We start from the raw sequence: 26,314 nt of genomic DNA, 5'->3' as shown, positions 1-26,314 counted from the left end.
AGGTGAAATGTGTGAAGGCTGAAAATATTAATAAAGATAAGCATCAACAAAAACCATTAATAAATACTGTTTCACCGACAAATACAGGTTATGGAAACCATGCTGCTAGTGGTACCAAACGTTCGGTCGTAGGATGGATCAGTTCTTTAAGTGATCCAATTGATGATATTGAACGAAATGTAGAAACCATGCGTGAGCGTTCGAGAGATTTATATATGGGTGCACCCATCGCTAGTGGGTCATTAAAATCAATAGTTACCAACGTCGTCGGCTATGAGCTTAAATTAAATGCTCAAATTGACGGCGATTTTTTAGGCCTTTCAAGAGAAGAAGCCGAAACCATTGAAGATAATATTGAGCGCGAATTTACTTATTGGGCTGACTCTAAAAATTGTGATGCTAATAGAATGTGTGATTTTGGACAGCTGCAACAACTTGCGCTTCTATCAACCTTAGTTTCCGGAGACAGCTTTGCTATTTTACCTTATAAAAAACGAAGCGGTTCTCTCTATGAGCTTACAGTAAAATTAATTGAAGCTGATAGAGTGTGTAATCCAATAGTAAATACATTTACTAACGAGCAAATGATAAATGGTGTAGAGATTGATTCAACAGGTGAAGTTATTGCCTATCACATCGCAGATAAACATCCTAACAGCTCATTGACTGGTCAAAACAATTGGAAACGTATTGAAAAGTATGGAAAACTCTCGGGGCGTTTAAATGTGATTCATTTATTAGATATAGAACGTCCAGAACAGCGTCGGGGAATACCCGTTCTTGCACCTGTAATAGAAGGATTAAAACAAATTGATCGATATACAGAAGCGGAATTAATGGCAGCTGTAATAAGCGGTATGTACTCAGTATTCATTACAACAGAACCATCCAAACAAGATGAGTTTGGCGGCGGGTTTGGTGAAGTTGATTACGATGAGGGAGACGATTCAAAAATAAGTATAGGTAACGGTTCTGTTACATTTCTCCGTGAAGGTGAAAAAATTCAAGAATCTAATCCAGGTCGACCAAATCCAAATTTTGACGCCTTTACAACAGCTATATTTCGTCAAATAGGGGTTGCGCTAGAGATACCTTATGAAGTGCTAATGAAACATTTTACTTCTTCTTATTCAGCGTCAAGAGGTGCATTACTAGAAGCATGGAAAATGTTTAAAAAGCGTCGAGTGTGGTTAGCTAAAAACTTTTGTCAGCCAATTTATGAAGAATTTCTCGCAGAAGCAGTTTTGCAAGGTCGTCTTCATGCACCAGGTTTTTTTGATAATCCATTAATACGAAAAGCATATTGTGGGGCTGAGTGGAATGGGCCAACACAAGGTCAATTAGATCCTAAAAAAGAAGTGGAAGCAGCAATCTTACGTATTGAATCAGGAATAAGTACTCGTACTCGAGAAGCGCAAGAGTTAACAGGAACCGATTACTTCCGTAATCATGAATTAAGAAAGCGTGAGGAACAGTTACGATATGAAGCAGGATTTAATACACCTGTAAATATAAATATTCATTCTGATAAATCAGATGAAGGAGGTGAGAATGAATAATGAGAGTCGACATTAAAGGAACAATCGTAAGCGATGATTTAAAAGAGGTCTATGATTGGTTTGGCATAGCCGCAACAAGTCCTCAGGACATTAGGAATGCCATTAATCAAGCAGAAGCAGAGAATGATAGTGAATTAACAGTTGTAATTAATAGTGGCGGTGGTTCAGTTTGGGCTGGTTCAGAAATGTTTTATGATTTAAAAAATTATAAAGGCACAGTAAAAGCTGAAATTCCTTCTATTGCCGCATCTGCAGCATCTTTTCTTGCTATGGCAGCTGATCACGTTGCTATATCTATCCTTGGTCAAATGATGGTTCATAACGCATCTACCTCTGCAAGAGGTAATTATATGGACATGAACGCAACAAGTGAATTTTTACAAAGCACAGATAAAGCCATTATCAATGCTTATATGCTAAAAACGAAGAAAACTGAAAATGAATTGCAAGCATTGATGGATAAAACTACATGGATGAATGCTCAACAAGCTAAAGAAATGGGCTTTGTTGATGAAATTTTGTTCGAAGATAATCAAGGTGCAACCAATTCAAATGCAAGTAATGATAAATTAGGGGTAATTTTACCTCCAGAGGCTATAGATAAGGCACGTGAGGCAATTGCAAAGAGTAGAGGGTTATCTGAACCAATAAATCATATGAGCTCTTTTACAGAGCCAATAAATGAGAAAGGAAATGATGTTATGGATTTAAAGACGTTACAAAATGAGCATCCAGAGTTATTTGAGCAAGTAAAAAATATGGGTTATGAAGAAGGCGTAGAAGCTGAAAACTCTAGAATTAAGGAAATTGAAGATATTGCGATACCAGGCAATGAAACGTTAGTTAACGATGCAAAATATAAAGACCGAATTCCAGCTGCACAGTTTGCAATTAATGCTCTTAAAGCTCAAAAAGAACATGCTCAAAACCAATTAACAAATATGAAAAAGGATGCTGAACCACTGAATGATATTCCGGGTTCTAATGCTCCAGTTTTACCCGATCCAAAAGATGAAATAAATAAAGAAGCAGAGGCTTTAGGTAATGTTTTTGCAAATGGGGGGGAATAAAAATGAAGTTAAATGAACAAGTAGGAATTTACAAGCCAAATAATTTAATTTATGACACTGCATTCCCTATACAAAATGGGGCAGCTAAATTAAAAGGGGGGCAGGGTCTTTTATTACAAGGAACAATCATTGGTCGAAATAGCGAGGGGGAATATGTAGTAGCTAGTACAACTGCTTCTCCACCAATCATAGCTGATGCTATTTTGGTAGATGATGTTGATACAGGTAGTGAACCAGGTAAAACATTTTTTTCTGAAACCTATATTTCAGGATCATTTAATTCAGACGCGTTACTAACAGATGGAACAGATAATGTATCTGCTCATTATGATGTTTTACGCACTAAAGGAATTTACTTAAAGACTTCAATTTAAGGGGGAACAAATATGGAACTTTATAAAACTATAACAATTTTAAAAGCTATTACTCAAATGCCAAAAGTGCACACATTCTTGCGTGACACTTTTTTTAATGCAGTTGAAACATTTCCAACTGAAGATGTTCTTATAGATTACACAAAAGGTAAACGTAAAATGGCGCCATTTGTTGCACCACGCACAGGCGGGGTAACGGTTAAACGCGATGGTTACCGTACAGAAAAATACATTGCTCCACGCATTGCGCCACAAAAATCATTAACTATTGATGATATTACAAAACGTCTAGCTGGGGAAAGTGTTGTTAGTACAAAATCACCTGCCCAACGTGCACGTGAGCTTTTAGCAAAGGATTTAATTGAATTAAATGAAATGATTAGTCGTCGTGAAGAATGGCTAGCAGCACAAACTCTGGTTCACGGGAAAGTGATTATGAAGGGTTATACCGGGGAAGGACCAGATAGTTTTGTCGAACAGGAACTTGATTTCAACTTTTCACAGGGAGTAACTTTATCAGGTACTGACAAATGGGATAACTATACCAAAAATGCAGAAGAAGAATTTGTTTCAAATCCGTACCAGGATATTAAGGAATGGCGAAAATTAGTAACAAAACAGTCAGGCGTAGCTCCGGATACATTAATACTTGGTGAAAACGCAGAAAAAGCTTTTATCAATCATCCAATTATCAAGGACATGTTTGATAAAAAGAATATGAACTTTGGTAATATTGAGCCTAGTATTAAAAGTGATGCAGTTACATTCATCGGTAAGTTACCTGGGTTAGGTGTAGAAATTTACACTTATGATGATTGGTATTTAGATGATAATGGAGAAGAGAAACCGTATATTCCTGCCGATACTGTAATTTTGGCCAAGAAGAATTTTGCAGGTTTTGCATATGGCGCAATTACACAAATGGAAAAAAGTGATGATTTCGTGACTTACGAAGGCGAGCGTGTTCCTAAAATCTGGTCTGATCATCAGAACGAACAAAAAATGGTTCGACTTGCATCACGTCCAATTCCAAAGCCAGGGAATGTAGATGCATGGTTGACTTCGAAAGTAGTTTAGGAGGGTTAGTATGAGAGGATTCAAAGTATTATCTATCTTACGCCATAATGGTAAACGCTATTGCCTAGGAGATTTCCTTGCAGAATCGATATTATCAGAAAAAGAAAGTGATAGGCTTTTAAAATTAGGTGTTATTACTGCAGCAGTCAAAGAAGTTGATGTAGTAATTCCAAATGTCGAGGGATCAACTGAAGACCATATAACGGAAGAAGAGTCCATCGAAAAGATACTTGATTTAAACTTTGAACCAGACGAGTTAAAAGATGGTGCAAAACAACAAGGTCTAGATTGGAAAGGTAATATTAGTAAGGCCAATATTATTGCTTTAATTGTTGAAAACGATAAAACTGCCTTTTTCTTAGATCAATTAGTGGATTAAGGGAGGGTGGATATATGAATTTTAAGGAGACATTAGAAGCAGACATTTCTAGTGTTTTTTTTAATGACGATGAAATGGCTGATCAACATGAATTAGATGGCCAATCAATGAGTTTGGTTGTTGTTGATAATAGCTCAGAAGATTTAAACGGTTTAGGACGTGAACAATTAGATGCTTCGCAAGATGTATTTAAAGTCTATAAAACTGTTTATGTGAAGAGTAGTGATTTCTATATCCCTAAAATTGATAGCGAATTAGTTTTAGATGGACAAAGTTATTATGTCGAGGAATCAGGAGAAGAAATGGGAGTCATCCGAATTGTCCTCAGTGCAAATGAAAGTTAGGTGTTTGTATGATTCAGGTTAATTTACACCATGTTGATGAATTAGAAAGGCTTTTTCAAAGGACATCAAAAGAAGCAAGAATAGTGATTTCCAGAGCAATTAACAGGGCTGCAATTTCTGCACGTGCAAAAGCAAGTCAAGAAATTAGAGCTAAGTATATAATTCGTGCTTCTGATATTAAAGGTGATATTAAAATAGTCAAATCAACTCCTGGAACACTTAATGCGGAAATTCGAGCAAGTGGTCCAACGATACCATTAATGAAATTTGATGTGACTCCTAAAAAGGCCAATAATGCCATTGTTCGCGCTCGTGTCAAAAAAGGTGGAAGTAGAAAACCGATTCAACAAGGATTTATTGTTTCAGCCTATAACAACGTATATGCACGTGTAGGAGATAGTCGTTACCCGATAAAGGGTCTATACGGACCTTCCATAGCACAAATGATGGGAGAGGCATCAATATTGAGTAGCGTTGTTTCACGAGCGCATGAAACGCTAGATAATCGCCTTGAACATGAAATGAATCGTTTGATATATGGGGGGTAAGTAAGTGGATGCTTTAAACATGACTGATGAATTAGTTGCTTTTTTCAATAAAGAACTTTCAGAAATACGCCTACCAACAAAAGATGAAAGTGTACTAAAGGCACCAACTATATATGATGGCTATGTACCACAGAAAAAGAATTCTAAACGTGGTGAAGAGGATACAGAACAGGACGATTATCCATTTGTAATTGTCCGTTTTTTACATGAGAAAGACGATTTGCATGGTAATAATGTGATGAAATTTAGAATTTTAGTAGGTACTTATAGCAAAGATGAACGCCAAGGATGGCGCGATAATCTTCATGTTATGAATCACATTAAATTCGCATTAAAAGAGGCAGGTTTTGTAGGTCCAGGTGTATTAGCTGGAGAAATAGAACTAGCTCTCTTCGAAGAACAACTGAAACCACTGTGGCGCGGAATCATGGAAGTGGATTTCGCAACGCCTGCAGTTCAATGGGATAGGAGTGAAGCAGGAAATGCCTTCAATTATTAAAGATCAAAAAGCATCAGCTGAACAAGTGAGTCAAGTCATTACAGACAGTGTTAAACATGAAATTCTTATTTATGTTGGCCCACCAATTAGAGGCCTCCAACGTTTTAGTTCGTTTGTAGGTGGCTACCCTGAACACTTTAAGGAGCACTTGGAGAATTCACCTGCATTTAAAAAGATGTTTATTCAACCAGAGAAACTAAGTGAATTTGAACAAAGTTTACTTGATGGTTTCTCTGCTGAATCAATGTTGTATAAAAAGACAAATGAATATTTTAGTGAGGTGAAATAGTTATGGCGCGTCATGGTTCAAGAGTAAGGGAAGTTCCTACATCATTATCGGCACCTGTAGTAGCTACAGCGACACTTCCAGTTGTTTTTGGTACAGCACCAATCAACCTTGCAGAAACCTTAGAAAACGTAAATAAACCTGTTTTAGCCTATTCATTTCCCGAATTTGTAAAGGCACTAGGGTATTCAGAGGATTGGAAGAGTTACACACTTTGTGAAATGGCCGATTTAGCATTTAGACAATTCAGTGTTGGTCCAGTGGTATTTGTAAATGTTCTAGATCCAACTAAACATAAAACTAGTAAAGAAGAAACCATTGATGTAATCAGTAAAAAAAGTGTAATAGAAACTGAGGGTATTTTATTTTCCTCATTGGTTGTGAGTCAAAATGAAACGCCATTGAGTAGTGATCAAGACTATATAGCAACTTTCAATGATGATGGCCAAATAGCTATTGCTGTTTTGAAAGAAGATGTCACACAACTAAAAGTTAAATACGATTATTTAACACCTGAAGTAATTTCGAACAATCATATTATTGGTGGCTATGACATCTCGTCAGGGAAAAGCACAGGTTTAGAGCTACTGAACAATGTTTTTCCTAAATTTAGTATGGTACCTGGCCTTGTACTTGCACCTAAGTTCTCCAAAGATCCTACAGTAGCAGCAGTGATGAAAGCGAAGGCTTCTTCTATCAATACTTATTTTTGTGCTCAATCTTTGGATGATGTAAATACGTTAGAAGCTAACACTTATACAAAGGTTAACGAATGGAAAAACAAAAACAATTACACAGGTAACAACGAAGTCGTTTGTTGGCCATTAACAGGTATAGGGGACAAAGTGTATCACCTATCTTCGCAGATTGCTTGCCGTATTATGAAAACAGCGTATGATAATGGTGATTTTCCACATGAATCACCATCTAATAAACCATTAACAATGACTAAATTATTAGTAGAAACAGCAGATGGTTATGAAGAAATTGAGTTATCACCAGACCAAGCTGAACTATTAAATAATCAAGGTATCACTACAGCAATTAACTTTATCGGCGGCTGGCGTGCTTGGGGCAACTATACGGCCGCGTATCCAGCGAGTACAGATGTCAAGGATACTTTCATCCCTGTACGTGTCACGCATAACTGGCTAGCCAATACAATCATTTTAACAACGTGGAGTAAAGTAGATGGTCCGATTGGGAAAAGGCTGATTGACAATATTTTAGACACGATGAATATGTGGTTGAACGGTTTACAAGGTGCAGGTGTACTTATTGGGGCACGTGTTGAATTTAGGGATGAGGATAACCCATTAACTGATTTAATTAGTGGCAAATTAAGATTCCGTTATTTAGTGGCTGAACCAACGCCCGCACAAGATATTGATAATATCTTAGAGTTTGATGCATCGTATTATAAATCACTATTTGTGAGTGAATAGGAGGGACAAGAATGATTTTTCCAGAAAAATTAAATGAGTTTAGGATTTTTGCTAATGATAAGCCTGATTTATTAGGGGTTTCAGACGTAGAATTACCAGAGTTAAATTTTATGACTGAAACTGTCAATGGTGCAGGGATTTTTGGTGAATATGAAAGTCCTAACTTCGGCCATTTAGAATCAATGCAAGTAAAATTAAATTGGCGTGTAATTACAAAAGAATTAGTTGATTTTTACAAACCAGATGGCATTAAACTAGATTGCCGTTTACTTAATCAGCACTTCGATACAAAGAATCGAAAACATCAGGTTACTCCTTCACGAGTACTTATTTTAGGATCCGTTACAAAAAACTCACTAGGTAAAGTTGCCAAGGGTTCACCTTATGAGGGATCATCTGAAGTTGAGGTTCACTATATTAAGCTTGAAGAAAACGGAAAAGTGCTTTATGAGTACGATCGTCATAATTACATCTATAAAGTGGATGACATAGATTATGGTGCAAGAATTAGAGAAGGCTTAGGACTATAACATAAAGGAGTAGATGAGAAATGAAAGAAAATACAGGTGTTCAAAACGCAGTTAAAAAAGAGGAAGTTGTAGAAAATCCAAATAAAAAAGTTGTTACATTACAGAGTCCTATCGAAATCGATGGGGCTCTTTTACATGAAGTTGAACTGAACTTCGGAAAGTTGACAGGGGCTGACGTATTACAAATCGATGAGGAATTAAAAACAGAGGACCATCCAGAAGGGTTTAATTCAATTTACAATCAACATGTACTGTTAAAAATTGCTTCAAAAGCTTCAGGCATTTTACCTGATGATTTAGAAAAATTATCACTAAAAGACTTTGTAGAAGTTCAATTCTCAGCACGAAATTTTTTCTTCTAATAGTGGGATCAGATGAAGGGGCTAAGGCTATAAAAAGATTACTTCTTACTTTAGCCTCTAGTTCTTTCACCTCAATTGAATATTGGGAAAAACAAACTTTTGGTTCTTTAAAAGATTGGAAGGAAGTAATGAGCGAAAAAGGAGATGATAACGGTGGCTAGAAGTCTTGAAATGAATGTTGAAATCAATGGTGCCGTTGGTCGATCCTTTAACAGTACTTTTCAGAGAGCCACTACAAATTTAAATGATTTAAGAAACCGCGCACGAGAAACCCAACGTGAGATGAATCGGTTAGGGCGTGAATATCGACAAGGTAATATTCATCAGTCTCAATATGCGGAAAGTACAGCTAGGTTGTCTCGAGAACTAAGACAGTTAGAAGGTAGTCAGCGACGAATAAGTGCACTTAAAACTACTTTTTCGAGTGGTATGAATACAGTAAAAACTGCTGCAGGGTTTGCCACTGTTGGCACAGCTGTAGCTGCAACAGCAGCTGCTGTTTCTTCACTTAACACAGCATCAGATTTTGAAGCTCAAATGGCTAAAGTTGGAGCTAAAACTGAGGCAACTAGAAGTGAAATGACAGCTTTAAATAAAGAAGCTCTAAAATTAGGGGCTAGCTCCAGTTTGTCAGCATCACAAGTAGCTGTGGCAATGGATGAACTTGGTGCTAAAGGTTTTGATGCAACCAAAATTATTGCTGCTATGCCAGGGTTAATAGCAGCTACGGAAGCATCGGGAGAGGATTTAGCCCTTGTATCAGATGTCGTTACATCAGCTATTAATGCGTACGGTATGGAAGCGAATGAGGCTAGTCGAGTAGCTGATGTTATGGCGATGAGCGCCAATAAAACAGCTGCAGGTGTAGGTGATTTAGGTTACTCATTCAAGTATGCTGCACCTGTCGCAAATACACTTGGAATTAAACTAGAAGAATTGGCTGCATCAACAGGTATTTTAGTCGATAAAGGTCTGGCTGGAGAGCAAGCAGGAACAGCCTTACGAATGGCTTTAGTACGATTATCCAAGCCACCAACAGAAGCCAAAAAAGCTTTAAAGGCTTTAAATATGACTGCAATTGATTCTTCAGGAAAATTTAAAAGCCTTACTGAGCTTTCAAAAGATTGGGAGAAGGCTACATCAAAACTTTCTGAAACACAAAAAGTACAATATGCAGCAACTATTTTTGGAACAGAAGCATCAACGGCCATGTTAAGTTTATTTGGTTCAGGTCCTGCTAAAATTAATGAGATGACTAAAGCGCTTGAAAATAGTGGTGGGGCTGCAGCTAAGGCTGCCACTGTAATGAAGGATAATTATGCTGGTTCTAAGGAGCAAATGTTTGGCGCGCTCGAATCTGCTCAAATTGCCTTTGCGACACCATCTTTAGATGTTTTAAAAACAACTTTCGATGGCATTGCATCAATGATTGAAAATAATATGGGAAGTATTGAGCAAGCTGGAGAAGCTGTAGCTATGGTTTTGAGTGACATTACAGCTCCTTTCCATGCAAAGCCCATAAAGCCTAAAATCGAGCCGAATATGGATCCAGCAGACGCTCAAAATATGATCAATCAATATAATAGAGAACTACAGAAATACGAATTGTTTAGCAATATGGATTTAGGCGAAAAAGTTGAGTACATGTTAGATACTGCTATGGATAAAGCTGAAGCATGGTTGAGTGGATCAGGTGGAGAAACAATGGGCCGTATTTTTACTCAACTAGGAACTATTGCAGGCAAAGCATGGATGGCAGGTCTAACAGGAGCAACAAGTGGAGCGATTTCAAGTGCATTAGATGGAAATATAGGTGGAGCGTTGGGCTTAGGAGCAGCTGCATGGATGATGGGTGGCGGAACACTTATTAAAGGTGGTATTGGTGCAGGTAGATGGGGAATGGAAAAATATAAGTCTAGGCAGTCAGCATCTCAATCTCCTACGACAACTGCTACAACGGGATCAACCTCATCAACAAGAGCAGCAACAACAAACCCACCAAATAATAGTGCAAGTATGGGACCAAGTCGAACAGGTACAGTAACAAACTATGGTGGACGCGTTGGGCCGAGTCAAACAGGTGCAATACCAAATTATAGTGGTAGAACTACAACTCCTACGCCTACTCCTACTCCTACTCCATCAGTGGCCTCGACTCCTCCAACATCATCACGCGGAGCAAGTACCTGGGGTAAACTAGGGAAAGCTGGTGGTAAAGTAATGTTACCAGTGAGCCTTGCAATGGATGCCTACAGTATCATTAAATCTGATGATAAAGTAAAGGCAACGTCAGAAGCTGCAGGAGGACTTGCAGGAGGCTTAGGTGGAGCTAAACTAGGTGCAGTTATAGGAACAGCGATTGCACCTGGTATTGGTACTGCTATCGGTGGACTACTTGGTGGTGCAGTTGGATATATCGGTGGCCAATGGTTAGGTGGCAAAGCCGTAGATACGGCAAGAGGTGGTAGTAATGCAGCCACAAGCAAACCGCCAGAACAGACGCCAAATAAACAATCCACTGCAGAGGCTACTAAAGGACTTGATACAACACAATTAAATGCATCTGCTACCAAACTTGCAACAACCTTAGAGGGTACCAATACAGCTCTTACAGCAATTGCTACCTCATTTACAACGTTGCAAACAAGCGCTAGTACAACAGCCGTTAACATGGATAATTTGACTATGTATTCTGGCCAAGTAAGTACTGATCTTGTTACATCGTTTTATGCATTAAAAACGGCCACAGACCTTTCAAACACTAATATGGCCACTTTAGCATCTACCATTGGACAAGCGACTGGATGGATTTCCTCAATTCAAGGCATTCAACCAGCCATACAAAATGTAATTTCGGCTTTAAATACACTTAAAACACGTATTGATAATATCCAACTTCCTAACGCTGGTGGTGCTACTTCAAGGAGGACAGCTTATGAATAGTTATACAACCATTCAAGGCGATACGTGGGATTTAATTGCATACAAGTTATGGGGGAGCGAGTATTTGCTTCCCCTTTTACTTGAAGCAAATCCAATGCATCGCGCCACAATTTTTTTTACTGGCGATATTGTCTTAAATGTCCCTGAAATAGATACATCTATTTACAATGAGCGTCCTAGTTGGCTTGGAGAGGCTGATGATATATGACGATGGCAAGACGAACAGGATTAAATGTAATCTACAATAATACTCGTTTGACTGATGAATTAGGCGACGATTTAATTGATTGGACGTATACCGACAATTTAAGTGATGAAATAGACGATTTACAGTTAGTTTTACAGGATGCTGATGCACATTGGTTAAATGATTGGTTTCCAACAAAAGGATCCCTACTAGAAGCTGAAAAGGTTCAATCTTATTGGACAGATAATATTGTGAAAACAAAGCTAGGGAAGTTTGAAGTGGATGATTTAAGTGGCGGTGGACCACCTACTAAAATGACAATTAAAGCATTAGCAGTACCCGAGTCTACATCTATACGCGGTCAAGAAAAATCCAAAGCGTGGGAAAAGGCAACACTAAAACAAGTGATAAGTGATATTGCGAAAGCTAATAAGTTAAAACTATTTTGGGAAACAAAAGAAAATCCTAAAAAAGATCGCTACGAACAAGAATCTGAATCAGATTTAGCCTTTTTGCATCGATTGTGTAAAGAAGAAGGTTTATGCCTTAAATTATCTAATAGCTCAATTGTTGTTTTAGATGAAGCAGATTACGAAGCTAAACCTGTAGTCGATACGATTATTCGTATTAGCAAAGAAACATGCAAAATACAGGTGCTTGATTGGAGTTTCAATACAACGCTCACAGGATTGTACAAAGATTGTCGTGTACAGTCACATGATGCAAGTAAAAAGAAAACTATAAAAGGTTCCTTCACACCTCCAAAGGCTCCAAAGGTTGGCCGTACATTAGTGGTGAAGGAAGAGGTTAAATCTGTAGCTGAAGCCCAAAAACTTGCTAAGAAGCGATTGAGAGAAGCAAATAAGAATGCTACTACAATTAATTTAGGTGTCATAAGCGAAATGCACATCGATGCGGGAATGACGTTTAAGTTAATTGGTTTTGGCCGTTTAAACGGAAAATATATTGTAACCAAGGTTCAAAATAACAAAAGTAAAATCACGCTAGATTTACGCAAATGTTTGGAGGGATATTAGTGAGAGTGCAAGTAGGCGAAGTCACTACCATTGATTCTACTAATGGCACAGCGCGCGTTAAAATTGAAGAACAAGACGACAAAATTTCAGCTCCTTTATTTATTTTATATCGTGGGACCTTAAAGAATAAAGATTACTGGATGCCAAAGGTTGGAGAGAGCGTACTTTGTATTTTTACAAAACGGAGTGAAGGCTTTATTTTAGGAGCTTATTATTCAGGTGTGACACCTCCACCATGTACGGATCCAGAAAAGCGTTGTATCGAATTTGAAGATGGCAGCTTGATTGAATATGACTCCAAAACACATTTATTAAATCTAAATATTACAGGTGAAATAAATATAGAATCAAAAGGGCCTGTTAAAATAAATGGGCAATTAATTTCTCCAGGTGGTACTGCGTCCACCGAGTAAAGGGAAGTGGTGTGAATGGCTACAATAGGCAGTTTCGGGGATGTCATTTTTGAGGTGTCCACTAATAAGCTTCTAACATTTAATGATTTAGAGAAAAAAAGTAGTGCTAAGTGGAATGAACATGACATTCAAGGAAATAAAGCAAAATTAGAATTTAATGGACCAGGTCTAATTGATATTTCTTATAGAATATTGTTGCGCGCTGAACATGGCATCAATCCTTTAAAAGAGATTGCTAAGTTAGAAGGCATGCAAAATAAAGGCGAAGCTCATCACTTCATCTTAGGTCAAAAACCAATAGCACCAAACAAATTTGTTATTGCAGATGTATCGTCAGGTTTAAGAAACATTGATCCTAATGGAAATGTGTTTTCAGCAGAAGTAACCGTGTCTTTAAAAGAGTATGTAGACAGTAAAGTACCAGTAAAAAAGACAACAGCTAACATACAGAAAAAAACGGATACGAGCAATAAAAAATCCCTTGGAACAATGACGATTACTGTTAAATCGGTCCATATACGCAATGGTCCAAGTGTAAAGCATAAAGTATTGGGATACGCCATGAAGGACCAAAAATTTACGGTGTATGAAGAAAAGAATGGTTGGTACTCCCTTGGTGGGGGTAAATACATTACAGCGAGTAATTCATACTCTACGTTAAAGAAAGGGTGATAGCCTCATGTATGAAGTAGAGCCGATGAAAAATATTGATTTTGGAGCGACAGGCGTAGATGAAATTCTACAGAATGTCGCTTTTATTATGGCCACAGCTATGATGAGTTGCCCACTTGACCGAGAGTTTGGGCTAGATATGACTGTTATTGATAGGCCAATTAATATTGCGAAAGCAAGAATAACAGCAGATATTACAGCAGCAGTTCACAAGTTTGAACCACGGGCTTTAATTGAATCAATCGAAGTTACAGGGGATGGTTTAGCTGGTAGTTTAAAGCCGAAAGCGAAGGTGAGTATTAATGAGTCGGTTTGAGTTGCCTGATGTATATTTTTTAGATAAGGCTCCTGAGCAAATTGAAAGTGAAATATTGTTTCATGTTAGGGAAAAAACAGGACTAACATTGCAACGAGCAGATCCAAGGCTAAAATTTATTCAAGCATTCGCTGCCTTTGTTTCTATCGAGCGAAACAAGTTAGAGCATGGCTTGCGTCAGAATCGATTGTCTTATGCTGAGGATGACATATTGGATCATATGGGTGTTGAAATGTCTACAGAACGTCTACCAGCCAAGTATGCAAAAACAACAATGGCTTTTGTGTTAGAAGAAGATCGTGTGGATGTACTGCCCATTTCTTCAGGAACTAGATACCAAGTTGGTGATGTATATTTTGTTACCGATGAAAATCATGTTATTCCTACTGGTACGCATTTATTTTCTGTTGAGGCAACGTGTTCAGAACCAGGGGAAATTGGAAATGGCTTCTTAGTAGGGGAAATATCCACATTGGTAGAGCCACTACCGTATGTCAAATCTGTTCAAAATACAACCATTACAAGTGGTGGAGCAGACGAGGAAACTGATGATGCATATGCCGAAAGAATCCGTTTAGCACCAGAAAGCTTTTCAGTAGCTGGTCCCGAAGGTGCTTATATTTATTGGACAAAGGCAGCTAGTCAAAACATTATCGATGTTAAAGTAAAATCACCAGTTCCAGGGGAAGTTGCTATTTATATTTTGATGGCCAACGGAAGGCTACCAAGTGAGGAAGATTTAGCATTAGTTGAATCGAAGTTAATGGATGAACAAACTCGCCCACTAACTGACAAGGTTAGTATTAATGCACCCTCTATTGTTAACTACAGCGTTGCGGTAGAATATTGGATTGCCAACAAAAGTAGTACAGTTTCTACAATTATCGAGAAGCAAGTAAATCAAGCCTTTGATGCCTATTTAGAATGGCAACGCTCTAAATTGGGGAGGGACGTTGACTTTTCAGAACTTATAGCACGATTAAAACAAGCAGGTGCTGCACGTGTATCTGTAAGCACACCAATGTTTATTGAAATAGAAGATACCGAGGTGGCAGTTGAATTATCAGCGGAAATAACATTTAAAGGGTTAACAAATGACTAGTGATGTATTGAAATTATTGCCCCATAGTTTACGTCAGGATCCTGTACTCGTAGCCATTGCTGAGGCTGTTGAAATTCAATTAAAACAAGCGTATCAAGAAGCTGAAATTATTAGCAATTTAGTTAACATTGATGTTATGCCTGGTGAATTACTTGATTTATTAGCATTTGAAAAGCATGTCGATTTCTATCAGACTAATTTACCGATTGACCAGAAAAGAAATCTAGTGAAATCTTCAATTAGTTTGCATAGAAAAAAGGGCACGCCCGCAGCTATACAGCTAGTTTTTAATAAGCTAGCTCTTGATAGTAAATTAAAAGAATGGTTCCAATACGGAGGAGAACCTTATTATTTTAAGATTGAAGTTAACATCAAGGATAAAAGCGTTAGTGAAGAGACACTAAGTTCGCTAATCACGATGATTAATGAATATAAAAATATCCGTTCACATTTAGAAACAATAGATGTTTTCTTTACTACAAATTGCAAAACGCATGTAGGTGCTTGTTCAATTTTTGGTGAAGAAATATCGGTGTTTCCATGGCAAATCACAAATATTGATACAAAAGGTACTTATCGTATCGGATCTGGCCAACAGTTCTTTGATACAACAACGATTTTCCCAAAAGGGGGTAATTAGATGGCTGAAAATTTTTACACAGTTTTAACGAACGCTGGTATGGCCGCATTTGCAAACGCACAAGTTTCTCAAAGTAAAGTAGATTTTTCTAATGTAGCTGTAGGTGATAGTAACGGCGCGTATTATAATCCTGTAGCTAATGCTACTAAGCTTGCTAACGAAGTTTGGAGAGGGCCTATTAATTCGATTTCAATCGATGAAACAAATCCAAATTGGGTAGTTGTAGAGGCCGTTATCCCTGCAACTGCAGGAGGTTTTAGCGTCAGGGAAATAGGCCTTTTCAACACAGCAGGTGTCCTTTTAGCAATTGGAAAGGTTCCTGAAACATATAAACCTGCAAGCACACAAGGAAGTTTAAAAGATTTGTATTTACGTATGATTTTAGAGGTATCAAATGCTAGTGCTGTGACATTAAAAGTGGATCCTGCAGTCATATTTGCAAGTAAAAAGTATGTAGATGATAAAGTGGCTTCTATAGCACAAAACACTACACAAATTATCGATAAAATTGGTGATTTCACCAAGAATGAAGTTGAAAATACCAAAAACATTGTGGAGGCGGTCAACAAAGTTAATAGCACTCTTACTGCACATTTGGAAGATATGGCGAAACATAATCAATTCATCGAAGGAAATAAAAAATATCAAATGATTCTAGGTTGGGATACAACTTATAATTGCCCAACTATGGATTATGTGGAGGTGGTAGAATAATGCCTTATAAGTTGCCAAGCTTTGAAGTACAAGCTCTTATAAAAACGGCTGTTGATTCAATTAAAACGGTAGTGGATAGTATCAAAGCAACTACTGATACAACAAAGACAAGTGTAGACCAAGTTAAGCAAGATGTAGCAAACGTCAGCGCACAAATTTCAAATAAAAACGTAGGGAAAGTATTAAAGTCGAAAACTTACACAACAAATGGAACATTCAAAGTACCTAATGGTGTTACTGAAGTTTATATAACAGGTTGCGGTGCTGGTGGCGGCGGAGGAGGCCTCTCTAATACTGATGGTTTATCTGGAGGTGTAACAAGTTTCGGTTCGTTGTTTTCTCTTTCAGGTGGTGGCGGCGGAGGTAATTTGACTTTAAAAAGTGGTTTAGGAGGTATAGGTGCTGGTGCTGGAGGTGATGGTGGACAAAGTCTTAGCAATGTAACTTACGGAGGTGCTGGATTCAGCGGAGGTAATGCACCTACTAAAGCAAAGGGTGCGTTAGGAGACGGGGCCGGACCAAGTGTTCCAGGTGGTGGTGGTGGCGGGGCTGGAGATTATGTTTTTGACCAGCCTATCTCAGTTACAACCGGCAACACTTATACTATTACAGTCGGTGTAGGAGGCTCTAGTTTCGGTACTGGTAACGGCGGAAATGGGATTTTAATAATTAAATGGTGGGAGTGATTAAATGAAATTCGCACAAATTTTATACGATAAAGCGCATTGGATTTTTGAAGCAGACGAAAAACCAGAGTTTGCACCAAATATTACTTTAGTTGATATTACAAGCAAACCTGACGTACAAGAAGGTTGGGGTTACAATAGCGAAACAGGCGAGTTTACAGCACCTATCATTCCAGAGCCTATTCCTGTCGAACCTCAACCAACGCTAGAAGAAATGCAGGCACAAACGTTATTAAATACTGAAATGTTATTACTACAAAAAGAAATTGGATTATAGGAGGAATAAGCATGATTTACAAAGCAGCCAAAATTGTTATTAATTCAGGTAATTATAATTACGAAACGTTAGAATCGGATTTAAGCCTATTTTTAATGATGACGAAAATTTCACAAGAACAGTATGTGGAACTAATTAGCATAATGGACGCACAGAAAACGCAAGCAGATGCTTAGAGTTATTTTTATTGGCTATTCGTAATTAGTCCCATATTGTGCAGTAAGTTAATAACAAAAACATTAAAATTAAGAGGAGTGTTTTTACATGTTAGAACAAAATAAAGTTGATAAAATGAACAATGCAATAGCAGAATGGGTTATTAAAAGAATAGAGGTGCTAAGTCCATTAGCATCGTCAGAAGAGTTGGAATCAATAGCACAGTTAGCAAAAGTTGTGAATGAAGCGCCTAAGACAATACGCCTGACTGAAGTAGGTGTGTGTGAACCACTTAAACCTTACAAACGTAAGAAATATAGGAAGTACAAAAAATAATACAGGGATCCATGTAACAAAGTAAACGCAAGCAGATGCTTAGCGTTATTTTTTATGCCTTTCACAAGCTACTGTGGAGGGCTTTTATTATGTAAAAAAAGGAGCGTGAGCTTATGGGAGGAATGAATTTGCAATATTTAGAAGTAGCACATTTATATTTATTTGGCGGAGTTAAATTTCTACACTTATTACTATTATTAATGGGGTTAGACATCATAACAGGGATTTTCAAAGCAACGAAAAACGGTAACTTATGGAGTCGTAAAAGCCTCTTTGGTTATGCACGCAAGTTGTTAGTCTTAATCGTAATTATCACAGCAAACATTGTTGACCAAGTTTTAGCTTTAAACGGCACATTAACCTTTGCGACAGTGTTATTTTACATCGCTAATGAAGCATTATCCATAACTGAAAATATGGCTGAATTAGGTGTTCTGGTGCCTACAAACCTCGCTGAAAAGTTAAAGGTAATTGAAGGAGAGAAGATACAAAAAGAAGGGTTTGGCACTGAAATTCTAGATGAATTAGCTGGAAAGAATGTTGATATTGAGTTGAAGGACGGTGAGAAACGATGACAAGTGTTACAACAACATGCCGAGACTTGGCCGAGCTTTTACCTGCAGCACAAACAGCTTGTCGATTGCTTTTCCAGGAGTGCTACAAAGCAGGCATTAAAAACATCTTCATTACTGAAACTTATCGTTCGCAGGAACGACAAAAATACCTCTATGCACAAGGTAGAACACGACCAGGACAAATTGTAACTTGGACGTTAGATAGTAATCATAAATCACGATTAGCATGGGATATCGCTGTTGGCCCTCCACAATCATTGTATGATGTCGTTACTTTAAATCGAGTTGGAGCTATAGCGAAAAAGCTAGGAATCGAATGGGGAGGTACTTGGAAAAATGCCATTGATCGTCCTCATTTTGAAGTTAAACCAACTTGGTTAATGCCTAAAGGCTACAAATTAGAAGGACAAGTAATTGTCCCAAGTAACAGCAAAATGAAAGTTCAATTAATTGTGGAAGACAAGAAGGAGGAAATCAAAATGGCAAATACAAATTGGAATCCAGGTTCACCAGCTATAAGAACAGAAACTGAAAACTTTATTGCACAGGCGGTGAAGGAGGGGATTATTAATGCTTCACATTTGAAGGATTTGCAAAATGGTGTGATGACCACGGATCGTTTAATTGGTTTATACATCACAATACAGCAACGACGAGCAGCATAATAAACAATTGACCAGGTACTCAGACATGAACCTGGTCTTTTTTATTTTGAAGCAATATTTGTATATTCAAGATTCCAACGTATACTCTTATTAAAGGAATATTTTCCAATACATAATTAGGAGCGATGAAGCGATGGCTAAAGCTTTAAATTGTCCAAATTGCGCTGCAGCATTAAACCCTAAAGAAAACAACTGTGAATATTGTGGTAGTTACATCATTACATCAGAAGCAAAGCAAGTAACATATGATTTAAATGAATTTAAACCAACCTATACAAAAATCTTTTTTCACGAAATTGAAATGGGTGTAAACGAATTGCCAATACGCTCTGGCGTGGCGAATATGTATTACAGTGCATCTAAATCAGATGGCGGTCGCTTATTGTTAACAAACAAAAGATTGATTTTTTGCGCTCATGCTGTCAATATCAATCCAAATTTATATTGGGAAGTAAGTTTAAATAATATAGGTCAAACAGAACTTGGATTAAACCTTTTGATTTCGCAAAGAATCCTTATTTTTGATAGAGAAGGAAAAGAAACTACATTTGTTGTTTATGGCGGGAAAAGTTGGATTAACGAAATAAATAAAGCTTTAAAATAAGCACTAATAATAAATCTCCAGGCAGCAATTGAGCCTGGTCTTTTTTTGTTCTCAAAAATTTACACTTGCCAAAAAGCGAACGATTGTTCTAATATAAATACAAACGAATGTTCTTGTTGGAGGAGTGACGGTGATGAAAGAACAACTGGTAAAAGCAATGCAACGTAATCAATTAGTAAACATGATGTATGTAGCAAAGGATGGTTCCATAACAAAAAGACGCATAAAAGTCATTAAAATTGTTGGTGATTCATTTCAAGCTTACTGTTTTACAAGACAGGCAAAGCGTACTTTCGTGATTGATAGCGTATTAGCAGTTGTTCCAATCATTCACAAGGAGCGTTCAGTTGTATGATTAAAGCAGAGCAAAGACAACTACTACATAAATATGTGGTTTATGATATGGCTGTACAAACATTACAACGTGACTACAAGGTAATTGAAAACCTTAAAATGAGTAAAGTATATTTACCAATACTCGATAAGCTTTTAGATGACATTTCACAAGAATGTTACAACTCTAAGAGGCTGTTGGCTAAAGATAAAATAAGAGTAGTAAGATGGGAAAAGACTGATGAATATTTTAGTGACTTAATTGTTGCCACTGCAGGTGAAGATTTAGTATTGACTTATGCTAATATGGCCTTAAAAACACAAGTTGAGAAACTGCTTTTAAGTCACCAAAATAAATAACCAGGCGCTCATTTTCTAAGTGAGTGCCTGGTCTTTTTGTTTATTAAAATATTACACTTACTCATTCCCTCCATTTCAAATCAATGAAATCACTGACAGCCTCGCTTATTCTTGATACTGGAGTACCTACTTCATCCATGACATGTGCAAGTAATGAAGCCCATGAATGATGAGACTCCCCATGTTTATTTACATATCTTAATATCTCCTTTAAAAAATATTAATCTTGGCCATACTTGAAGTAAACAACCATGAGGTGAAAATTTATGAATACAGCAGATGAAAAAAAGCGTAAAATCATTGAAGGTGTAAAAAAACAATCTGAACGTTGTGGCTTCCCTACTTATCCAAATAAAAAGAAAAAACAAAAAAAGAACCAAAATAGTTAAGTTACTATTTTGGTCATTTTTCATTATCACAATGAATACTTACAAATTTTTTGATCGAATATATACAATTCAATCATACACTAGGCTTGTCTAGTGTATGATTTTTATTGTTATAAATTTAGTAAGCAGTGTAAGCAATATTTGTATTCGATACTCCAAATAGTTTGGCGTTGTTAGTATTGGTAGTGTTAGTGAGACCGAAATACACATCAAACCAATATAAATCTCTCTTTCTATCTAAATCGCCTGTATCAGTTACTTTAAAAATAGTTTTATTACCATAGCCAGGTACATATAATGCATTTTTTGTGAGTATAGTAGTACCAAAATTAAATATTGGATCATGATTGTTTGTTGATTTTTGATGAATTGCAACAGTATTATATTGTTCGTTTGGATACTTTGTTCCACCATGTCCTATTGTGCTACCTGTATAACCAGTTACTACTCCTGCAGTATGTTCTGTGGCGGCCTTTGTTTCAACGTCTTGTGCTTCAATGTCCTGTGTTTCAACGTCTTGCGTTTCGGCGGCATGCGTTTTCGGTAAAAATGTAAAAATAAATATAAAGCAAGTTAATATAGAGATGAACGTGTATATCTTCTTCATAAATACAACTCCTTTTAATTTTTATATTGTTCCTTTTCTATTTCTCCTTCTAGATCTCCTGTTACTGCGTCAAACTCTAAATAAATCATGTTTTTCCTGTCCTGATCCCAGCCGATAACCATTACAATTGGAATGTTTTTTTGTGGATCTTTAGTAAAAATAAAATTATATCCCTTAGCAAAAGTGTCACCAGGGAATATTTTGGTGATTTTTTGCCCCTTTTTTAGTAATTCAGGCGTGTCAAACTTAAATTCACCAACACTGTTGATAAAGTAACTTTTGGGCATAACTTCTAATCCTGCAGGTACATGCGCATTTTCATTTGGCTTTCCATCTCGTATAGTTACTAGGTAATAATCTGTTTTACCTGGTATCCCAAATTCAATGTTCCAATGTTTTCTTTTGCCATCCATTCCTGTGGGAGTTTTATCGTTGTCAACACTGTTTCCGCTAAATAACATTGCTTCTTTATTCCACTTAAGTGCCTCTTTTTGAGCAACCTCAATTGCTTCTTTTAATGTTAAGCTCATTTCAGTGTCAGGAAAAAAGGCAACCTCAGATTCAATGTTCGAATCTATTGGTTTCTCTTGATTTGTCCTTTGTTGACAACTAACTAAAAATAATACACAAATGAAAAGAAATAAAATTTTTTTCTTCATTAATACCTCCCTCCTAAAGAAAATAGGGTTTAGATGTTATAACAATAAATTCTTCAACATTTTCCAAATACCTCCTTTTTTGAAAAAGAATTTATATATTTATTAATAGTGTCGTAACTTAATAGTTTTGACTTATTAAAGAACACACCAGAGAACTAGATTTGAAGAACGTCATAACTAGGAGTCAAAACGGCAAAATAAAAAAGCCACTCATTTGAGTGACTAGAAGTAATTACTTTATCTTTTCTGTAATGATTGTTGCCGGAAAATAATACATATTGAATTCATTTGATTCCTTCTCGGATACATTCATAGATATTGTGCCAACACCAACATATTCAATTGTTAGTGTATTCCAACCCTCTACTGTTAATAATTCATCAGATGCCATTTGGTACGAAGTCACTGCAAGATCTTTTGCTGGAAAATTGAATGGGCTTGGCGCTAAGTCTATGACAGCTTTAATCTCGCCATTTCCAACATTTAAATTAACTAATTTATCGCCCTCACCCATACCTGAATACTCGATTATTTCTTTTACCTCATTAACTGTAATTTCTGCATCAGCTATGGCTTCAGGTTCTACTTTGACTTCCTTTTCAGCTAGAACCTTTCCCTCAGCTTCTTTAGCTTTTTGTTCTTCCTCTTCTTTTGCCTTTAACTCAGTATCTTTTTTAGCTTGATCGCTAGGTAAAGGATACTCAATAGTTTTATTTTCAGGAATAGGCTTTTCAGCTTCACCACAAGCAGTAAGTAAGAGTGTAGACATGGCTCCTATGTATAATAATTTCTTCATTGTACAACCCCCTTTATATTTCCATTTTAGGAAACTTGAAAGTGAAAGTACATACAAAAAACAGACAACCATTATTGGTTATCTGTTTTTACTGCCTGTGAAGGAATTGAAGATTTTATTAGTTCCTTAGCTTTTTCAACTGCTTCCTTTCCGAAAAGCATTTCAGCTACCATTTCTTGAGTCCCGGTTACCTTAGCGCAATCCATTAAAAAGTCTAAGTATAGTGTACCAGCATTTTTTTCTATTTTTGAGATATTGGATTGTCCTGTATTTACTTTATGAGCTAATTCTTCTTGAGTTAATCCTGCGTGTTCACGAATTGTTTTTAATAATTTACCAGTATCAATTTGTTGGAATTCCAATTCAATTCACCTCGTTTTCTACAATAGAAAAAAGTTCATTCATGTCTGTAATTTCGAAAGCGTTTATAAGCTCATCAATTGCGTGTTTTGTGTAACTTTTAGTTTTGTTATTGTACAACTCGCTAATTGTCCTAGCTGATAGTGAAGTACGATCGGCTAAATCCTTCTGCTCCCACTCACGTTCTGCAAGTAATACTCTCAATCTTAGTTTGACTGCTTTCACCATTTACTCACCACCATATTATATTTATTCGTAAATTAATTATAAAATACTTCTTTGAATTACGCAATTTTTATTTGACTTCCGAAATTCGTAAATGTATTATGTGTTTAAAGATTTAAATCGTAATTTAAAACCGAATTACGAAATTGAATAACGAATGAAAGAAGGTGAAATGAAAAATGGCATTCGAATACTTAGCACAATACACAACATTTGATTCAGTAGCAGATATGGATAAGAGTGTTGAAGACCACATGGCAGTTCACTATTACGACCTAACAGAATCAGAAAGAGCTATCGTTTACAAACTTGCTAATCACAGCTTAGAACATACAGGAGCATGCCATTTAAAGGCATCAACAATAGCTGATGCATTGGAAATCAGTACAAAGACGGTTTATCGAAGTGTTAAGAAAATAGTGGAATTAGGCATTGTAGAAAAGGTAGTGCAAAGCAAATTAAACGGCATTAAAGGGGCTAGTATTTATCGCATTTTACCTTATGTCCCATCGAGCGTGTCCCAACGAGTGACAGCCCAAGAAAGCAGTAATGACGTGGTTTGCCGTCCACAATCTGAAAACCTATCTTTAAACTCTTTTAATCTTTTAAGTTCTAAACAAGCAAATAATATTATGAGTCTTGGTAATGAATTGGCTTTGCAAGCTGAAAAGAAAAAGGAGTACATGAATGAGTACCAGGTGATGCTATTTGATTTTATGAATAGCTTGCCATTGGCAGATAACTTGAAAGATGAACTACACAAGGTTGTATTAGCTGCACAGGTTCAAAATGCAACTGACTTCATTAAAGCGAAAAATGTTCTATTCAAGATTGCAATGGATATTAAAGAAGGTACTTTAACTGTAGCTAGTACATTAAGAGCCGTATTTGTAGGAGCATATAACAAGGCTATTGACCGTTTAGAAAGTAAGTCGAGTAAATCTTCATCTATAGAAGAAACTCAATTTAAAGAACGTCCAGTACCGTTTTACAATTGGTTGAAAGAACGCGATAGCCTTCCACAATCAATTAATAGACCAGCGTTGGATAACTGGCTTGAATGGTAAGTGTATGCCCCTTCGCATGCCCGATATAGCGCCCGATTGATTACCCTATGAGAATTAGAAGGGGCATATATGAAATGCTGTCGTATCAATGTTTCAAGCTTTATTTTAATATGCTCATTTCATGCAACTCTTACTATCGTAAGAGAACCGTGACGGATGGATTTAAAAAATGAAGAGTAAGGGGTGATGGAAACGTGAGATTAAGTAAAAAGATTCAAAGATTAGAAAAACAACTCGATAATCTGGCGTATAAAATTTGTGAGGTTGAAATGGACTTTGACGAAAATTCACCAAACAACCGTAAGTATAGAAAATTGCGAGAAGAATTAGCGTTTTTAGATGAAGAAAGAAATGATTTATGTAGGACTTTTTCTGGGCATTGGTATTGATTTTAATCAACAAAAGAAAGGGGATGAAAATGTGCTGTTTGAAATTTTAACAACTGGATTGATGGGCGGAATTGCATTGAAAGCTTTTTCGCAACACAAGGGACTGTCTACAAATGATAGTGGAAAAATTCAACGCATTATTTCACTTGCTGGATTAAACGTTAAAGATGGTAAGGACACATTGACAACTCAGCTTATTAGAAAGCACCAATACGAGTGGGGTTGGGAATATAAGTACCGTATACCTTTAGGACGTTCCTTCAGTGACTATGAAGCGAAACGAAAGGTCCTAGAGGATGGACTGAATAATCGTAAGAAGAACGTTACCTTTAATGATTTACGCCAATTAAATTTCAGCGGAGATCTTTTTCCTCAGCTTCAACAATTGTGGAAGGCAAAACTTACGGAGCAAAAGGAAATTGAATTGGCTTATGATGGATTACTAATTGTCAGAGTGTACGATAAACCACTCACTAAAGAAGTCTCTTTCATTCCCGGAGAAGGTTGGAAAGTACCTGTAGGCGTAACGAGGGCATTAAACGAATTGAAGTACCATGACTTTGAAATGGTGCCGCATGTAGTCCTCGGCGGTGCCACAAGATACGGCAAAAGTAATTTCATCAATTCAACTATTTGTAGTCTGGTGCATGGTGAACCAGAGCACACAAACCTTTATTTAATTGACCTAAAGGGTGGAGTTGAACTGTGCGACTATGAAAATATTAAACAAACGGTTTCTATTGCATATGAGCCACAAGAAGCCCTCCACACTTTACAGATGGCATATGAAAAGATGAGAGATATTCAACGAGATTTAAAACGAATGGGTAAGAAGAGTGTCCAACATGCGGGTATCAAAGAACGTTATTTTGTCATTGTCGATGAAGTAGGGGAACTTAATGCTGCCGAAGCAGTTACACGTAGTGAGAAATTACTGAAACAAGAATGCCAAACAATCCTAAGTCAAATAGCAAGGCTTGGGGCAGGGCTAGGCTTTAGGCTAGTCGTAGCAACACAATATCCAGTAGGTGATGTTATCCCTCGACAAGTAAAACAAAATGCAGATGCAAAGCTTTGCTTTAGAGTGCAATCAGCCGTTGCATCACGTGTTGTACTGGATGCAGAAGGGGCAGAGTCTTTACCGATGATTAAAGGTAGAGCTATATACCAAACAGCAGATAAACGAGAAATACTACAAACACCACTAATCACTTCACAAATTATCCACGATACGATACAACCTCACATCATTGAAAAGAAAGGGGAGCGCGTTGAAGAAACAGCTATCAAACCGAGACGAACAGATACTGTTACTTTTGAAGAAGTTTGATTT

General features: G+C 37.0%; 39 protein-coding genes. 34 read left to right on the top strand and 5 right to left on the bottom strand.

Annotated features, from left to right (window positions below):
* Positions 1-11 precede the first annotated feature (11 nt).
* From ACIQXJ_RS13375 to ACIQXJ_RS13225, 31 genes are all read left to right on the top strand, one after another.
* Positions 12-1,559, top strand: coding sequence for a phage portal protein (locus tag ACIQXJ_RS13375; protein ID WP_403054395.1), 1,548 nt, complete (start codon positions 12-14; stop codon positions 1,557-1,559).
* Positions 1,559-2,629, top strand: a complete 1,071-nt coding sequence (locus ACIQXJ_RS13370; RefSeq protein WP_403054393.1) for a head maturation protease, ClpP-related — start codon at positions 1,559-1,561, stop codon at positions 2,627-2,629. The genes ACIQXJ_RS13375 and ACIQXJ_RS13370 overlap by 1 nt, the downstream gene beginning before the upstream one ends.
* 2 nt (positions 2,630-2,631) lie before the next feature.
* Entirely contained in the window at positions 2,632-3,003 is a 372-nt protein-coding gene (locus tag ACIQXJ_RS13365; protein ID WP_403054391.1) for a head decoration protein, read from the top strand.
* A 12-nt stretch (positions 3,004-3,015) separates the two neighbouring features.
* Entirely contained in the window at positions 3,016-4,080 is a 1,065-nt protein-coding gene (locus tag ACIQXJ_RS13360) for a major capsid protein (protein WP_403054389.1), read from the top strand.
* A 10-nt stretch (positions 4,081-4,090) separates the two neighbouring features.
* Positions 4,091-4,459, top strand: a complete 369-nt coding sequence (locus ACIQXJ_RS13355) for a hypothetical protein (RefSeq protein ID WP_403054387.1) — start codon at positions 4,091-4,093, stop codon at positions 4,457-4,459.
* A gap of 14 nt (positions 4,460-4,473) precedes the next feature.
* Positions 4,474-4,803, top strand: coding sequence for a hypothetical protein (locus ACIQXJ_RS13350; RefSeq protein WP_403054385.1), 330 nt, complete (start codon positions 4,474-4,476; stop codon positions 4,801-4,803).
* 8 nt (positions 4,804-4,811) lie between these two features.
* Positions 4,812-5,351 (top strand): phage tail protein, encoded by a 540-nt coding sequence (locus ACIQXJ_RS13345; protein WP_403054383.1) that lies wholly within the window; start codon positions 4,812-4,814, stop codon positions 5,349-5,351.
* Positions 5,352-5,355: 4 nt separating this feature from the next.
* Positions 5,356-5,850 (top strand): TroA family protein, encoded by a 495-nt coding sequence (locus tag ACIQXJ_RS13340; protein ID WP_403054381.1) that lies wholly within the window; start codon positions 5,356-5,358, stop codon positions 5,848-5,850.
* Positions 5,834-6,139, top strand: a complete 306-nt coding sequence (locus ACIQXJ_RS13335; protein ID WP_403054379.1) for a hypothetical protein — start codon at positions 5,834-5,836, stop codon at positions 6,137-6,139. The genes ACIQXJ_RS13340 and ACIQXJ_RS13335 overlap by 17 nt, the downstream gene beginning before the upstream one ends.
* Positions 6,140-6,141: 2 nt before the next feature.
* A complete protein-coding gene (locus ACIQXJ_RS13330; protein WP_403054377.1) occupies positions 6,142-7,581 on the top strand; it encodes a phage tail sheath family protein in 1,440 nt (479 codons plus the stop codon).
* An 11-nt stretch (positions 7,582-7,592) separates the two neighbouring features.
* Entirely contained in the window at positions 7,593-8,111 is a 519-nt protein-coding gene (locus tag ACIQXJ_RS13325; protein ID WP_403054375.1) for a phage major tail tube protein, read from the top strand.
* 20 nt (positions 8,112-8,131) lie between these two features.
* Entirely contained in the window at positions 8,132-8,473 is a 342-nt protein-coding gene (locus ACIQXJ_RS13320; protein ID WP_403054373.1) for a phage tail assembly protein, read from the top strand.
* A gap of 153 nt (positions 8,474-8,626) precedes the next feature.
* Positions 8,627-11,416 carry a phage tail tape measure protein gene (locus tag ACIQXJ_RS13315; RefSeq protein WP_403054371.1) on the top strand — a complete coding sequence of 930 codons (2,790 nt, stop codon included), beginning with the start codon at positions 8,627-8,629 and terminating at the stop codon, positions 11,414-11,416.
* Positions 11,409-11,624, top strand: coding sequence for a tail protein X (locus ACIQXJ_RS13310; RefSeq protein WP_403054369.1), 216 nt, complete (start codon positions 11,409-11,411; stop codon positions 11,622-11,624). The genes ACIQXJ_RS13315 and ACIQXJ_RS13310 overlap by 8 nt, the downstream gene beginning before the upstream one ends.
* A complete protein-coding gene (locus ACIQXJ_RS13305; protein WP_403054367.1) occupies positions 11,621-12,640 on the top strand; it encodes a phage late control D family protein in 1,020 nt (339 codons plus the stop codon). Before ACIQXJ_RS13310 ends, ACIQXJ_RS13305 begins: the two co-directional genes overlap by 4 nt.
* Positions 12,640-13,053, top strand: a complete 414-nt coding sequence (locus tag ACIQXJ_RS13300; protein ID WP_403054365.1) for a phage baseplate assembly protein V — start codon at positions 12,640-12,642, stop codon at positions 13,051-13,053. Before ACIQXJ_RS13305 ends, ACIQXJ_RS13300 begins: the two co-directional genes overlap by 1 nt.
* A 15-nt stretch (positions 13,054-13,068) precedes the next feature.
* On the top strand, positions 13,069-13,725 hold the full coding sequence (locus ACIQXJ_RS13295; protein WP_403054363.1) for a phage tail protein: 657 nt from the start codon (positions 13,069-13,071) through the stop codon (positions 13,723-13,725).
* 7 nt (positions 13,726-13,732) lie between these two features.
* Positions 13,733-14,041, top strand: coding sequence for a GPW/gp25 family protein (locus tag ACIQXJ_RS13290; RefSeq protein ID WP_403054361.1), 309 nt, complete (start codon positions 13,733-13,735; stop codon positions 14,039-14,041).
* Positions 14,028-15,143 carry a baseplate assembly protein gene (locus tag ACIQXJ_RS13285; protein WP_403054359.1) on the top strand — a complete coding sequence of 372 codons (1,116 nt, stop codon included), beginning with the start codon at positions 14,028-14,030 and terminating at the stop codon, positions 15,141-15,143. The genes ACIQXJ_RS13290 and ACIQXJ_RS13285 overlap by 14 nt, the downstream gene beginning before the upstream one ends.
* Positions 15,136-15,783 carry a phage tail protein I gene (locus tag ACIQXJ_RS13280; RefSeq protein ID WP_403054357.1) on the top strand — a complete coding sequence of 216 codons (648 nt, stop codon included), beginning with the start codon at positions 15,136-15,138 and terminating at the stop codon, positions 15,781-15,783. The genes ACIQXJ_RS13285 and ACIQXJ_RS13280 overlap by 8 nt, the downstream gene beginning before the upstream one ends.
* Positions 15,784-16,497 carry a phage tail protein gene (locus ACIQXJ_RS13275; RefSeq protein ID WP_403054355.1) on the top strand — a complete coding sequence of 238 codons (714 nt, stop codon included), beginning with the start codon at positions 15,784-15,786 and terminating at the stop codon, positions 16,495-16,497. It abuts the gene before it with no gap.
* A complete protein-coding gene (locus ACIQXJ_RS13270; RefSeq protein ID WP_403054353.1) occupies positions 16,497-17,183 on the top strand; it encodes a hypothetical protein in 687 nt (228 codons plus the stop codon). Before ACIQXJ_RS13275 ends, ACIQXJ_RS13270 begins: the two co-directional genes overlap by 1 nt.
* Before the next feature lie 4 nt (positions 17,184-17,187).
* Positions 17,188-17,460: a hypothetical protein gene (locus tag ACIQXJ_RS13265; protein ID WP_403054351.1), complete on the top strand. Its 273-nt coding sequence runs from the start codon at positions 17,188-17,190 to the stop codon at positions 17,458-17,460.
* An 11-nt stretch (positions 17,461-17,471) separates the two neighbouring features.
* On the top strand, positions 17,472-17,636 hold the full coding sequence (locus ACIQXJ_RS13260; protein ID WP_403054349.1) for a hypothetical protein: 165 nt from the start codon (positions 17,472-17,474) through the stop codon (positions 17,634-17,636).
* 88 nt (positions 17,637-17,724) lie between these two features.
* Complete coding sequence (locus tag ACIQXJ_RS13255; protein ID WP_403054347.1) at positions 17,725-17,952, top strand: hypothetical protein; 228 nt, start codon at positions 17,725-17,727, stop codon at positions 17,950-17,952.
* A 113-nt stretch (positions 17,953-18,065) separates the two neighbouring features.
* On the top strand, positions 18,066-18,527 hold the full coding sequence (locus ACIQXJ_RS13250; RefSeq protein WP_403054345.1) for a phage holin family protein: 462 nt from the start codon (positions 18,066-18,068) through the stop codon (positions 18,525-18,527).
* Positions 18,524-19,192, top strand: a complete 669-nt coding sequence (locus ACIQXJ_RS13245; protein WP_403054343.1) for a M15 family metallopeptidase — start codon at positions 18,524-18,526, stop codon at positions 19,190-19,192. The genes ACIQXJ_RS13250 and ACIQXJ_RS13245 overlap by 4 nt, the downstream gene beginning before the upstream one ends.
* 133 nt (positions 19,193-19,325) lie before the next feature.
* Positions 19,326-19,796, top strand: a complete 471-nt coding sequence (locus tag ACIQXJ_RS13240; RefSeq protein ID WP_403054341.1) for a PH domain-containing protein — start codon at positions 19,326-19,328, stop codon at positions 19,794-19,796.
* A 133-nt stretch (positions 19,797-19,929) separates the two neighbouring features.
* The gene (locus ACIQXJ_RS13235) at positions 19,930-20,151 is read left to right on the top strand and encodes a transcriptional regulator (RefSeq protein ID WP_403054339.1); all 222 of its coding nucleotides are present in this window, start codon (positions 19,930-19,932) and stop codon (positions 20,149-20,151) included.
* Positions 20,148-20,489 (top strand): YhjD family protein, encoded by a 342-nt coding sequence (locus ACIQXJ_RS13230; protein ID WP_403054337.1) that lies wholly within the window; start codon positions 20,148-20,150, stop codon positions 20,487-20,489. Before ACIQXJ_RS13235 ends, ACIQXJ_RS13230 begins: the two co-directional genes overlap by 4 nt.
* A gap of 266 nt (positions 20,490-20,755) precedes the next feature.
* On the top strand, positions 20,756-20,878 hold the full coding sequence (locus ACIQXJ_RS13225) for a hypothetical protein (RefSeq protein ID WP_403054335.1): 123 nt from the start codon (positions 20,756-20,758) through the stop codon (positions 20,876-20,878).
* 118 nt (positions 20,879-20,996) lie between these two features.
* Here the strand turns inward: ACIQXJ_RS13225 and ACIQXJ_RS13220 are convergent, their stop codons facing one another.
* From ACIQXJ_RS13220 to ACIQXJ_RS13200, 5 genes are all read right to left on the bottom strand, one after another.
* A complete protein-coding gene (locus ACIQXJ_RS13220; RefSeq protein ID WP_403054333.1) occupies positions 20,997-21,485 on the bottom strand; it encodes a hypothetical protein in 489 nt (162 codons plus the stop codon).
* Positions 21,486-21,499: 14 nt separating this feature from the next.
* On the bottom strand, positions 21,500-22,144 hold the full coding sequence (locus ACIQXJ_RS13215; protein ID WP_403054331.1) for a hypothetical protein: 645 nt from the start codon (positions 22,142-22,144) through the stop codon (positions 21,500-21,502).
* Positions 22,145-22,376: 232 nt separating this feature from the next.
* Positions 22,377-22,940: a hypothetical protein gene (locus tag ACIQXJ_RS13210; protein WP_403054329.1), complete on the bottom strand. Its 564-nt coding sequence runs from the start codon at positions 22,938-22,940 to the stop codon at positions 22,377-22,379.
* Positions 22,941-23,011: 71 nt separating this feature from the next.
* Positions 23,012-23,302, bottom strand: coding sequence for a helix-turn-helix domain-containing protein (locus tag ACIQXJ_RS13205; protein ID WP_403054327.1), 291 nt, complete (start codon positions 23,300-23,302; stop codon positions 23,012-23,014).
* A 1-nt stretch (position 23,303) separates the two neighbouring features.
* Positions 23,304-23,528, bottom strand: a complete 225-nt coding sequence (locus tag ACIQXJ_RS13200) for a helix-turn-helix domain-containing protein (RefSeq protein WP_403054325.1) — start codon at positions 23,526-23,528, stop codon at positions 23,304-23,306.
* 176 nt (positions 23,529-23,704) lie between these two features.
* Here ACIQXJ_RS13200 and ACIQXJ_RS13195 point away from each other — a divergent pair, with 176 nt between their 5' ends.
* From ACIQXJ_RS13195 to ACIQXJ_RS13185, 3 genes are all read left to right on the top strand, one after another.
* Entirely contained in the window at positions 23,705-24,592 is an 888-nt protein-coding gene (locus ACIQXJ_RS13195; RefSeq protein ID WP_403054323.1) for a helix-turn-helix domain-containing protein, read from the top strand.
* 194 nt (positions 24,593-24,786) lie between these two features.
* Positions 24,787-24,981, top strand: a complete 195-nt coding sequence (locus tag ACIQXJ_RS13190; RefSeq protein ID WP_403054321.1) for a hypothetical protein — start codon at positions 24,787-24,789, stop codon at positions 24,979-24,981.
* Positions 24,944-26,311, top strand: coding sequence for an FtsK/SpoIIIE domain-containing protein (locus ACIQXJ_RS13185; RefSeq protein WP_403054319.1), 1,368 nt, complete (start codon positions 24,944-24,946; stop codon positions 26,309-26,311). The genes ACIQXJ_RS13190 and ACIQXJ_RS13185 overlap by 38 nt, the downstream gene beginning before the upstream one ends.
* The last annotated feature ends 3 nt before the right edge of the window (positions 26,312-26,314 follow it).

Origin of the sequence: Lysinibacillus sp. NPDC097868, from assembly GCF_044761135.1 — a bacterium.
Lineage (GTDB): Bacteria > Bacillota > Bacilli > Bacillales_A > Planococcaceae > Lysinibacillus.
This window is presented reverse-complemented; position numbering and strand designations above follow the sequence as displayed.

Bases quoted from the DNA above. Each gene is read 5' to 3' on its own strand.
- ACIQXJ_RS13370 (WP_403054393.1), top strand. From the start codon at position 1,559: ATGAGAGTCGACATTAAAGGAACAATCGTAAGCGATGATTTAAAAGAG.
- ACIQXJ_RS13365 (WP_403054391.1), top strand. From the start codon at position 2,632: ATGAAGTTAAATGAACAAGTAGGAATTTACAAGCCAAATAATTTAATT.
- ACIQXJ_RS13360 (WP_403054389.1), top strand. From the start codon at position 3,016: ATGGAACTTTATAAAACTATAACAATTTTAAAAGCTATTACTCAAATG.
- ACIQXJ_RS13355 (WP_403054387.1), top strand. From the start codon at position 4,091: ATGAGAGGATTCAAAGTATTATCTATCTTACGCCATAATGGTAAACGC.
- ACIQXJ_RS13350 (WP_403054385.1), top strand. From the start codon at position 4,474: ATGAATTTTAAGGAGACATTAGAAGCAGACATTTCTAGTGTTTTTTTT.
- ACIQXJ_RS13345 (WP_403054383.1), top strand. From the start codon at position 4,812: ATGATTCAGGTTAATTTACACCATGTTGATGAATTAGAAAGGCTTTTT.
- ACIQXJ_RS13335 (WP_403054379.1), top strand. From the start codon at position 5,834: ATGCCTTCAATTATTAAAGATCAAAAAGCATCAGCTGAACAAGTGAGT.
- ACIQXJ_RS13330 (WP_403054377.1), top strand. From the start codon at position 6,142: ATGGCGCGTCATGGTTCAAGAGTAAGGGAAGTTCCTACATCATTATCG.
- ACIQXJ_RS13325 (WP_403054375.1), top strand. From the start codon at position 7,593: ATGATTTTTCCAGAAAAATTAAATGAGTTTAGGATTTTTGCTAATGAT.
- ACIQXJ_RS13320 (WP_403054373.1), top strand. From the start codon at position 8,132: ATGAAAGAAAATACAGGTGTTCAAAACGCAGTTAAAAAAGAGGAAGTT.
- ACIQXJ_RS13310 (WP_403054369.1), top strand. From the start codon at position 11,409: ATGAATAGTTATACAACCATTCAAGGCGATACGTGGGATTTAATTGCA.
- ACIQXJ_RS13305 (WP_403054367.1), top strand. From the start codon at position 11,621: ATGACGATGGCAAGACGAACAGGATTAAATGTAATCTACAATAATACT.
- ACIQXJ_RS13295 (WP_403054363.1), top strand. From the start codon at position 13,069: ATGGCTACAATAGGCAGTTTCGGGGATGTCATTTTTGAGGTGTCCACT.
- ACIQXJ_RS13290 (WP_403054361.1), top strand. From the start codon at position 13,733: ATGTATGAAGTAGAGCCGATGAAAAATATTGATTTTGGAGCGACAGGC.
- ACIQXJ_RS13285 (WP_403054359.1), top strand. From the start codon at position 14,028: ATGAGTCGGTTTGAGTTGCCTGATGTATATTTTTTAGATAAGGCTCCT.
- ACIQXJ_RS13280 (WP_403054357.1), top strand. From the start codon at position 15,136: ATGACTAGTGATGTATTGAAATTATTGCCCCATAGTTTACGTCAGGAT.
- ACIQXJ_RS13275 (WP_403054355.1), top strand. From the start codon at position 15,784: ATGGCTGAAAATTTTTACACAGTTTTAACGAACGCTGGTATGGCCGCA.
- ACIQXJ_RS13270 (WP_403054353.1), top strand. From the start codon at position 16,497: ATGCCTTATAAGTTGCCAAGCTTTGAAGTACAAGCTCTTATAAAAACG.
- ACIQXJ_RS13265 (WP_403054351.1), top strand. From the start codon at position 17,188: ATGAAATTCGCACAAATTTTATACGATAAAGCGCATTGGATTTTTGAA.
- ACIQXJ_RS13260 (WP_403054349.1), top strand. From the start codon at position 17,472: ATGATTTACAAAGCAGCCAAAATTGTTATTAATTCAGGTAATTATAAT.
- ACIQXJ_RS13255 (WP_403054347.1), top strand. From the start codon at position 17,725: ATGTTAGAACAAAATAAAGTTGATAAAATGAACAATGCAATAGCAGAA.
- ACIQXJ_RS13250 (WP_403054345.1), top strand. From the start codon at position 18,066: ATGGGAGGAATGAATTTGCAATATTTAGAAGTAGCACATTTATATTTA.
- ACIQXJ_RS13245 (WP_403054343.1), top strand. From the start codon at position 18,524: ATGACAAGTGTTACAACAACATGCCGAGACTTGGCCGAGCTTTTACCT.
- ACIQXJ_RS13240 (WP_403054341.1), top strand. From the start codon at position 19,326: ATGGCTAAAGCTTTAAATTGTCCAAATTGCGCTGCAGCATTAAACCCT.
- ACIQXJ_RS13235 (WP_403054339.1), top strand. From the start codon at position 19,930: ATGAAAGAACAACTGGTAAAAGCAATGCAACGTAATCAATTAGTAAAC.
- ACIQXJ_RS13230 (WP_403054337.1), top strand. From the start codon at position 20,148: ATGATTAAAGCAGAGCAAAGACAACTACTACATAAATATGTGGTTTAT.
- ACIQXJ_RS13225 (WP_403054335.1), top strand. From the start codon at position 20,756: ATGAATACAGCAGATGAAAAAAAGCGTAAAATCATTGAAGGTGTAAAA.
- ACIQXJ_RS13220 (WP_403054333.1), bottom strand. From the start codon at position 21,485: ATGAAGAAGATATACACGTTCATCTCTATATTAACTTGCTTTATATTT.
- ACIQXJ_RS13215 (WP_403054331.1), bottom strand. From the start codon at position 22,144: ATGAAGAAAAAAATTTTATTTCTTTTCATTTGTGTATTATTTTTAGTT.
- ACIQXJ_RS13210 (WP_403054329.1), bottom strand. From the start codon at position 22,940: ATGAAGAAATTATTATACATAGGAGCCATGTCTACACTCTTACTTACT.
- ACIQXJ_RS13200 (WP_403054325.1), bottom strand. From the start codon at position 23,528: ATGGTGAAAGCAGTCAAACTAAGATTGAGAGTATTACTTGCAGAACGT.
- ACIQXJ_RS13195 (WP_403054323.1), top strand. From the start codon at position 23,705: ATGGCATTCGAATACTTAGCACAATACACAACATTTGATTCAGTAGCA.
- ACIQXJ_RS13185 (WP_403054319.1), top strand. From the start codon at position 24,944: ATGATTTATGTAGGACTTTTTCTGGGCATTGGTATTGATTTTAATCAA.